Source organism: Flavobacterium sp. RSP49, assembly GCF_003968735.1.
GTDB lineage: Bacteria > Bacteroidota > Bacteroidia > Flavobacteriales > Flavobacteriaceae > Flavobacterium.
Map to the genome: position 1 here is coordinate 166,424 of NZ_RYDN01000004.1, position 9,280 is coordinate 175,703.

Genomic DNA, 9,280 nt, shown 5'->3' on the forward strand with positions numbered 1-9,280 from the left:
TAAACCACTTGATGTAGAATTGCACTAATTAACATCCTAAAACACAAAATTTAGTTTTTCTAAAAATAAATTTGCGGATTTGCGGTTCTTTTAAAAGCTGATGTGTTTGCCTACTTGAATTTGTATCTTTGCAAAAAAAATACAGCAATGTCTAGACAAGTTCGGGTGCGTTTTGCACCAAGTCCAACGGGACCTTTACATATTGGCGGAGTTCGTACCGCATTATTCAATTATTTGTTTGCCAAAAAAAACAATGGCGTATTCTTCCTGAGAATTGAAGATACAGACCAAAATCGTTTTGTTCCCGGAGCCGAAGAATATATCATGGAAGCACTGGAGTGGTTAGGAATTGCACCCGATGAGACTATTGGTAAAAACGAAAAATTTAGTCCATACCGTCAAAGCGAAAGAAAAGATTTGTACCAACAATATGCTGCTGAATTAATCAATTCCGGAAATGCGTATTATGCTTTTGATACAGCCGAAGCTTTGGATGCAGCAAGAAAATTAGAAGAAGAACAAGGACAAACCTTTATATACAATCACCATAACAGAGAGAAACTGGATACTTCTCTAGTAATTTCTGCAGATGAAACTGCTAAAAGAATTGCTGATGGAGAGCATTATGTCATCCGTTTTAAAACTCCAGTGAATGAAACCTTGCATCTGCATGACATAATTCGTGGCGATGTGAAATTTGAAACGAATCTTTTAGACGATAAAGTACTGTTCAAAAGTGACGGAATGCCAACGTACCATTTGGCTAATATTGTGGATGATCATTTAATGGAAACATCACATGTAATTCGCGGTGAAGAATGGTTACCATCAATGCCTTTGCACGTTTTGTTGTACAGAGCATTTGGTTGGGAAGCACCAGAATTTGCACATTTACCATTGATTATGAAACCTGTTGGGAACGGAAAATTATCCAAACGTGACGGTGACAAAATGGGATTTCCTGTATTTCCATTAGATTGGAAAACTACAGAAGGCATTTCATCGGGTTACAGAGAAAAAGGATTTTTCCCGGAAGCCGTAATCAACTTTTTAGCATTATTAGGTTGGAACGATGGAACGGATAAAGAATTAATCTCGCTGGAAGAATTAGTGGAAGCATTTGACTTGAACAGAGTTCATAAAGCTGGAGCTAAATTTGATCCAGAAAAAAACAAATGGTTCAATCACCAGTATTTAATCAAGCAGGAAGATGCAACTTTGGCGAAAGCCTATACTCCTATTTTAGCTGAAAAAGGTTTCTCGACTGCGCTCGAAATGACAAAGTTGACCAAAATAGTTTCTTTAATCAAAGAACGTGCGGATTTCGTTTCAGAATTTTGGGAAATGAGCGATTTCTTTTTTGTGGCTCCAACAGCCTATGATGAGAAAGCAAGCAAAAATTGGAAAGTAGAAACTCCAGCATTGATGCAAGAATTAATTTCTGTCATAGAAGAAATTACCGATTTCACTTCGATGAACATAGAAACAATTGTCAAAGATTGGATGACAAAAAATGAAATTGGAATGGGAAAAGTAATGCAACCGTTTCGTTTGAGTTTGGTTGGCGCGCTGAAAGGTCCTCACCTATTTGATATCGTTGAAGTAATAGGAAAAGACGAAACGATTAACAGAATTAAAAAAGCAATTGCTACTCTTTAAAACTAATAAAGCTTCTAGCCTTTTGAAGGCTAGAAGCTTTATATTTTATACAATTCACAAGTAAAAATTTTACAAATAAATTATCATATTTCCATTCAGTATTCCAGTATTTCCTTTAAAATGGACTCCTAAATCTTGTTGTTTAAGTTTTCAAGCTTGTTATTGACTCCATATTGATAAGAAATATTAGCTCTTAAATGACGAATTCCAAAAGTTATTCTAACAGTTGGATAACAATTAAAATTTGAAATTTCCCAAATATCTTTAGCTAATAAAGTTATTCCGCAAATCACATTGTTTTTCTCCGTGTTATTTGTATTTAATTTTCCATTTACCTTGTAACACGAGTCCAAATTCAATGCTCAAATGATTTTTAATAAGCCTGTAACTCAATTCTAAAGACACTTGAGCTGACGACAATTTATAGTTGACATGTTCATGGTCTATAATCAAAGTGTTCGTAGCAACAGAAAATTATTTTAGCTAAACTAAATTGAATACACCAAGTCCAAATTATTATAGAAAATTCCACGCATGGAAATTCCCGCATTCTAACTTAATTCAAGTTTAGTTTGAAAGTTATTTGTGTTTAGGGCAAATTGGTTGACTCCAATACTAATCCCTACTCTATTGGAATCCTGTTATTTGTATTAGGCAAAAGTACTTATTGAAATGAAAACGCAAACTAAAGCAAACAAAATATTTCTCATATTATTTGAAATCTACAAGGACAAACCTAAAGATTTTTTGTAAATTGTCAGTTAATTAGTTAACTAAAAAAAAACATTATGAACATTCCATTAATAGTACTCTTAGTATTTGGATTTTTTATTTTACTTTCCTCTTTTTTTACGGTCAAACAGCAAACAGCTGCAGTAGTAGAACGATTTGGAAGGTTTTTAAACATTAGACAATCAGGTTTACATCTAAAAATTCCTTTAATCGACCGAATTGCAGGTCGCGTTAATCTTAAAATACAGCAATTAGACGTTATAATTGAAACAAAAACCAAAGACAATGTTTTTGTGAAACTAAAAGTTTCGGTTCAATTTATGGTTATCAAAGAAACCGTTTATGATGCTTTTTACAAACTGGAATATCCACACGATCAAATTACCTCTTATGTGTTTGATGTGGTTCGTGCCGAAGTTCCAAAGTTAAGACTGGATGATGTTTTTGAAAGAAAAGACGATATCGCCATTGCCGTAAAAAGAGAATTAAATGAAGCCATGACTACGTATGGTTATACGATTATCAATACATTGGTAACAGATATCGATCCGGATATTCAAGTGAAAAATGCGATGAACAGAATTAATGCAGCTGATAGAGAGAAAACTGTTGCAGGATTTGAAGCCGAAGCTTCCAGAATTAGGATTGTAGCTAAAGCCGAAGCCGAAGCCGAAAGCAAACGATTACAAGGACAAGGTATTGCGAACCAAAGAAGAGAAATTGCCAAAGGTTTAGTAGAAAGTGTAGATGTTTTGAACAGAGTTGGTATTAACTCACAAGAAGCTTCGGCTTTGATTGTAGTAACACAACACTATGATACGCTGCAAGCTATTGGTGCTGACACAAATTCAAATCTAATTTTATTACCAAATTCTCCACAAGCAGGAAGTGACATGCTTAATAATATGATTGCCTCGTTTAGCGCTTCCAATCAAGTGGGTGAAATGATGAAAAAAACTAATAGGAAAGAAGTTGCAAGAAAAGAAAACAAAAGAGATCATCAGTTGACTGAAAAAACTGAAACTCCGAAAACTCCCGAAACGGAAGAATAATTTAAATTTAAATTGTAAAAAAGAGGCTAATCAGCCTCTTTTTATTTTTTTTATCCACTTGATCACAAATGGCAATATAATCGTCAATATGGACCCGTACGAACCTGAAAATGCATTCAAGGATGATCCTATGACACCACTCACAATATTTGAGGGGGTTATACTATCTTTTGTTTTTTGAAAACCATACGCTAATTTTTGATAACTGATTTCTTTTTCAATCCTTAAAATTTCCAGTTCTCTTTCAATTTGAGCATAGGATGAATATTTTTTGATTTCCATAAATTAGTCGTTAAAAAAGATTTCTGAAAATTTCTCTAAAATGGGTCCTTCAATAATTCTATCTTTAATAGTAAATAAAAGCATTGTCAGTACAAGATAAATTCCACCAACTATTAAAAACCCATAGGCATAACTATCTAAAGCTATTCCAATTGCAAATGCTGCAGCAACCGAACAAAACAATAAAACCATACTAAAGCAAAGTAAAATCAAAGACATTTTTATGATCATTGTCGTTGATTTCATTGCAAGCTTAAAGCCTCTTAACTTATAATAAGCAGCTGTAGCTTCCAAATATTCTTTAGCCTGTTCTTGAATATTTTCTGTGTTTTCTTTTAGTTCTTCAAAAGCCATGTACTTATTTTTAGATTTTAATAATAAATTAAATCAAAATTACTTTTGAAGTTTGGCATTTTGAGATTTTAATTCCGCCAATTTTTCTTCTAAGAAAGAAATGACATCATCCGTCTTGTGACTCATATTAGACACCAGCTCCTCATAAGTTCCTTCCAGATCATACTTAGCAAGCGAAAACTTATCTTTCAATTCTAAAGATGCACTATCAAATCTGCTTTTTAATTCATTTTTAGCATCCTCAAAACCATCTTTAAATTTTTCTCTAGTTCTAGATCCTTTATCCGGAGCAAATAAAATTCCTACTCCTGCACCAATGGCTACACCTGTTAAAAGAGCCAATACTGTATTTCCTATATTATTCGACATGATTCTTACTTTTATATGTTCGTTTTATAAAGATACATATTTATAAACAACAACCCGTTAACAACTCGTTAAAGTGTAATTATACAAGACCAAAAGCAAATAAAAGCAAGCTCTTGTGTGTTTTTTTAAATTCTATAAAAGATGTTGTTTATGCTATAAAAGACGATTAAAATCAATATATGGATGTTGTTTCCGATTAGATAAAAATATTAAAAAAAGTATTTCTATAAAAAATTACTATACCAATCAAAAATCCTCTAAAAAGAGGATTTTTGATTGGTAAACTCTATTTTAGCAATATGTTCTTAAAATGTAAGATCATTTAATACCTGTAGCACTTTATCGTTTTTTTCATTATTTTTCATTTCTGAAAGTTGTGATTGAAAAAGACTAAAATTACCGCCGTCCTTTTGTAAGTTTTCGATAACTAAAATTCGAACCGCTGCCAATTGGCTTTTCAATGACATCGAATATAATTTTGTTAAAGACTCTTCGTCAATATCTTTTATATTAACCTTATCAGAATGCAGTAAAATCAAATTAGAAAACAATAACGAGTTATTATCATTCTTAATATTTTTGACAATAGTCTGAATAATTAAACTGTAATTATCTATACTTTTTATATTAGTCACAATGTTGTTTAAAATCAAATTGGCATTGTTTTCATCCTTTTCTTTTACATATTTATTGATTTCTTTTTGCGTGTTCATCAATAAATTTTCTTCTTTTTTGCCTTTTTCTTCCCAAGCATCTTTTAATCCAACGGTTTTATTAAAGACAATTTTGCCTTCAGTTGAATCTTTATCCACATTGAAGTAACCCAATCGTTGAAACTGAAATTTATCCCCAGATTGTACCGTTGCCAAACTTGGTTCTACAAATCCTTTTACAATTTGTAACGAACCAGGATTCATAAATTCCAGGAAATTTTTCTCTTTATGACTGTCTGGCGCTTCATCGATAAACAAGCGATCGTAGAGCCGAACTTCCGTCTCTAGAGCATGTTGTATAGAGACCCAATGCAGGGTTCCGGCCACTTTTCGTTGACTGGCTTCGCTCCCGCTCCCGCTCCTGCTGTCTTCATCATACGTTACATGAATTTCAGTAATATTACCCGCAGCATCTTTTACAACACGCTCCCCTTTAATAATATAGGCGTTTTTAAGACGTACTTCTCTTCCTAAACTCAATCGGAAAAATTTGGCAGGAGCCTCTTCTAGAAAGTCTTCTCTTTCAATAAATAATTCTCTTGAAAAAGGAACTTTCCTCAATCCTGCACTTTCATCTTCCTGATTGTTTTCAGCATCAAGCCATTCTTCTTTGTCATCCGGATAATTTGTGATGACTAATTTTATAGGATCTAAAACCGCCATAACTCTTGGAGCCGTTTTATTCAAGTCTTCACGCAGGCAAAATTCCAAAAGTGAAAAATCAATTATATTTTCTCTTTTGGCAACACCAATACTATCACAAAACTTACGAATAGAAGCTGCGGTATATCCTCTTCTTCGCAATCCTGAAATTGTTGGCATTCTAGGATCATCCCAACCGTTTACAATATTTTCTTGTACTAATTGCAACAGTTTTCGTTTGCTCATTACCGTGTAGTTCAAGTTCAAACGGGCAAATTCATATTGTTGTGGTCGTACTTTTGAGTCATCATAAATTTGGTCTAAAAACCAGTTGTATAATTCTCGGTGCATTACAAATTCAAGCGTACAAATAGAATGCGAAATTTGCTCGATATAATCGCTTTCTCCGTGTGCATAATCATACATTGGATAAATATTCCATTGATTGCCTGTCCTGTGATGGTGACGGTGTAGAATACGATACATCAATGGATCTCGCATCAACATATTAGTAGATGCCATATCAATTTTCGCACGTAAAACATGACTTCCTTCCGGAAAATCTCCATTTTTCATTCCTTCAAATAAAATGAGATTTTCTTCTATAGTACGGTTTCTGAAAGGCCCATCTACACCTGCTTGTGTTGGCGTTCCTTTTTGCAATGCCATCTTTTCCGAGGATTGGCTGTCTATATATGCTTTTCCCTTTTTAATCATCAAAATTGCCCAGTCATACAATTGCTGAAAATAATCAGAAGAATACAATTCCTCGGTCCAGTTAAATCCCAACCATTTTAAATCTTCTTTGATGGCGTCTACATATTCCTGCTCTTCTTTAGCAGGATTGGTATCATCAAAACGCAAGTTAACCGGTGCATTGTACTTTAATCCTAAACCAAAATTCAAGCAAATTGATTTAGCATGACCAATATGTAAATAGCCATTAGGCTCCGGCGGAAAACGAAAACGTAATTTATCTTTAGGAAAACCGTTAGATAAACTGTCTTCAATGATTTGTTCTATAAAATGGAGCGATTTTTCTTCAGTTGACATTTTTTTGTTTTATTTTAGCAAAGATAAAAAAAGTTTGAGGTTAAAGGTTTAAAGTTTCCATAGAAACCTTTGAAAAATTAGCGATTCCTCTTTACATTATACGCTTTACACACAAAAATAAAATAATGGGAATTATAAAACTTAAAAATATCCGCACCTACTCCTACCACGGTTGCTTGATCGAGGAAGGAAAAATTGGGTCAGACTATATTGTAAATTTAGAAGTTAAGACTGATTTGAGAAAATCCAGTGTCACAGATGATTTGAAAGACACGGTGGATTATGTGCTCTTAAATCATATCGTTGTAGAAGAAATGGCGATTCGTTCAGACTTATTAGAACATGTGGCACACCGAATCTTAACGCGAATCTTTGAAGAAATTCCGGAAATTTCCAGAATTATTGTGGCGGTTTCTAAACTAAACCCCCCTATTGGTGGTGATGTTGAAGCAGTTACTATTGAATTGGAAGAATATAGAAGCTAAATTAAAAATATTTTTTAAAACTTTTAAACTTTAAACTTTTAAACTTTAAACTTTTTGAGTACTTTTGCCGTCCATTCAACAGGGCGTCGTGGCCGAGTGGCTAGGCTGGGCTCTGCAAAAGCTCCTACTCCGGTTCGAATCCGGACGATGCCTCTAAAACCTTCAAAGCAATTTGGAGGTTTTTTTTATGTCTAATTTTTAGGAAAATTAGGGTTCGAATCCGGATAAAATATAAAACCTTTAAAATACTTTAGTTTTTTTTGACTCAAATTTTTACCATTAAGAAACTACATTTTATTAAGACTTAAGACTTAATTTTTCTTAATTTCTTAATGGTTTAAAAAAACGTAATAGACTTTAATTATCTATTTTATCAAATGCTTTTTTTACCAATTCTTTTTCTTCCGGAAACCAACCTTGGGTGATCAAAACCATCCCAAAAACCATCATTACAATACTGATTCCTTTTTTAATTTTAAGGATGTTATTAGGGGTAAGTTTTGTTTTTAATTGTTTAGCTAATCCAATTTTGATACAATCTATAAATAAATAGGTTCCAATAACTGCAATAAAAAAAGTGACCATTCTAAATGTTTGCATTTCTAGTTTTGGTCCTACTGAAATAATAATAGCCAACCAAAAACCAAGTACACCTATATTGATAATATTTAACAAAAAACCTTTTATAAAAAGGCTTAAATAATTTTTTTTAACTATTTCCTTATCGATAATGTCTGTATTTATTTTCTCTTCTTTTTTTAATTGCAGGAAAGAAATTACACCATAAGCGAGCATCAACACACCTCCAAAAATAAAAAGTGCTGGTTGGTCTTTTAAACTTTGAATTAACCGGTAACTGCCTAAATAAGCAATTCCGATGAAAACAATATCTCCTAAAATTACGCCTAAATCAAATATTAAAGCCGCCCTAAATCCTTTTATAATACTTGTTTCCAGTAAAATAAAAAAAACAGGACCAATCATAAAACTTAAGAAAATTCCCCAAGGAATACCAGCTAGAATATCGTTTATCATTAAACATCTAAATTTATTAGTATTAAAAGTAAACCAAAATACTAATTCTTTTCTAAGATAGTGCCACCTATGAAAACATTTTTATTAATCTGTTTTGGTTTTCCATAAATAAAAATAGAACCACCTGCTTTTACTTTTGCATCCACTAAGGTTGAGGCATGAATTTCTGATTGTCCACCTGCAGCAACGCTTATCGTTGTTTGTGAAGTCAGTAAATCCTTAGCATTAAGAATTCCACCAGAAGTAATAGTTACATTTTGATTTTTGGCTCTACCGGATACTGAAACTATTCCTCCAGCATTCGCTTTCACTTCTACTTTATCAACATCAATTTCTAACTTTATTTCGCCTCCAGATTTTGCATTCAAATCTAATACTGTTTGTTTAAAATCAGAGTCACTTGATACATAACTTCCCTCGCTTACAGCAATACTCTGCAAGGTTTTAAAATATAACTTAACTTTAATATCATCTCCAGATAATAATTTAGGGAAAGGCATTCTGATTTTTAATTCACCGTTTTTATTCACCGTTTCCACTTCATCTGCACGAGCACCAGTTATAATAATTTTGTTTTCTGAGGCTGCAATTAATTTGACACTAATTTTATCAAATACTTTTACTTCATCAAAATCTCCTAAATTTCTGGTTATCTGAGCATTTGTTATTTGACTTAAAAATATAAAAGCAATAATCACTAATTTTTTACTCCTATTTCTAATATTTATTTTTTGGTATTCGTGAATCTTTGATTTCATTTTTTTTATTTTAATGGTTCTCCAATTCTTCTTAAAAAATTATATGCTTATCCGTATTAACACCTAATCATTTTGTATCTTTAAAATCTAAACAGATTTGATATGAATATTTTAGATTTTTATAAAGAGTATCCAGATGAATTGAG

Annotated in this window: 9 protein-coding genes and 1 tRNA gene; 4 read left to right on the forward strand and 6 right to left on the reverse strand. The window is 32.5% G+C overall.

What is annotated here, in order from left to right; genetic code table 11:
* The first annotated feature begins 147 nt into the window (after positions 1-147).
* Together gltX and EKM02_RS03975 are read left to right on the forward strand one after the other, a co-directional pair.
* A complete protein-coding gene (gltX, locus tag EKM02_RS03965; protein WP_126452306.1) occupies positions 148-1,659 on the forward strand; it encodes a glutamate--tRNA ligase in 1,512 nt (503 codons plus the stop codon).
* A gap of 788 nt (positions 1,660-2,447) precedes the next feature.
* Positions 2,448-3,443 (forward strand): SPFH domain-containing protein, encoded by a 996-nt coding sequence (locus EKM02_RS03975; RefSeq protein WP_234423149.1) that lies wholly within the window; start codon positions 2,448-2,450, stop codon positions 3,441-3,443.
* Between the two features lie 30 nt (positions 3,444-3,473).
* On the opposite strand, the gene EKM02_RS03980 is transcribed toward EKM02_RS03975, so the two are convergent.
* The 4 genes from EKM02_RS03980 to EKM02_RS03995 form a co-directional block, all read right to left on the reverse strand.
* A complete protein-coding gene (locus EKM02_RS03980) occupies positions 3,474-3,725 on the reverse strand; it encodes a DUF6327 family protein (RefSeq protein ID WP_126452308.1) in 252 nt (83 codons plus the stop codon).
* A gap of 3 nt (positions 3,726-3,728) precedes the next feature.
* On the reverse strand, positions 3,729-4,079 hold the full coding sequence (locus EKM02_RS03985; RefSeq protein WP_126452310.1) for a competence protein: 351 nt from the start codon (positions 4,077-4,079) through the stop codon (positions 3,729-3,731).
* Between the two features lie 39 nt (positions 4,080-4,118).
* A complete protein-coding gene (locus EKM02_RS03990) occupies positions 4,119-4,448 on the reverse strand; it encodes a YtxH domain-containing protein (protein ID WP_126452312.1) in 330 nt (109 codons plus the stop codon).
* 305 nt (positions 4,449-4,753) lie between these two features.
* Complete coding sequence (locus EKM02_RS03995; RefSeq protein WP_126452314.1) at positions 4,754-6,856, reverse strand: glutamine--tRNA ligase/YqeY domain fusion protein; 2,103 nt, start codon at positions 6,854-6,856, stop codon at positions 4,754-4,756.
* Positions 6,857-6,981: 125 nt separating this feature from the next.
* On the opposite strand from EKM02_RS03995, the gene folB reads away from it, so the two are divergent.
* Positions 6,982-7,341: a dihydroneopterin aldolase gene (gene folB, locus EKM02_RS04000; RefSeq protein WP_126452316.1), complete on the forward strand. Its 360-nt coding sequence runs from the start codon at positions 6,982-6,984 to the stop codon at positions 7,339-7,341.
* Positions 7,342-7,423: 82 nt separating this feature from the next.
* Positions 7,424-7,494 (forward strand) — tRNA-Cys (locus tag EKM02_RS04005).
* Between the two features lie 204 nt (positions 7,495-7,698).
* Here the strand turns inward: EKM02_RS04005 and EKM02_RS04010 are convergent.
* Both EKM02_RS04010 and EKM02_RS04015 read right to left on the reverse strand, forming a co-directional pair.
* Entirely contained in the window at positions 7,699-8,376 is a 678-nt protein-coding gene (locus EKM02_RS04010; RefSeq protein ID WP_126452318.1) for a LysE family translocator, read from the reverse strand.
* A gap of 41 nt (positions 8,377-8,417) precedes the next feature.
* The gene (locus EKM02_RS04015; protein ID WP_126452321.1) at positions 8,418-9,134 is read right to left on the reverse strand and encodes a head GIN domain-containing protein; all 717 of its coding nucleotides are present in this window, start codon (positions 9,132-9,134) and stop codon (positions 8,418-8,420) included.
* Between the last annotated feature and the right edge of the window lie 146 nt (positions 9,135-9,280).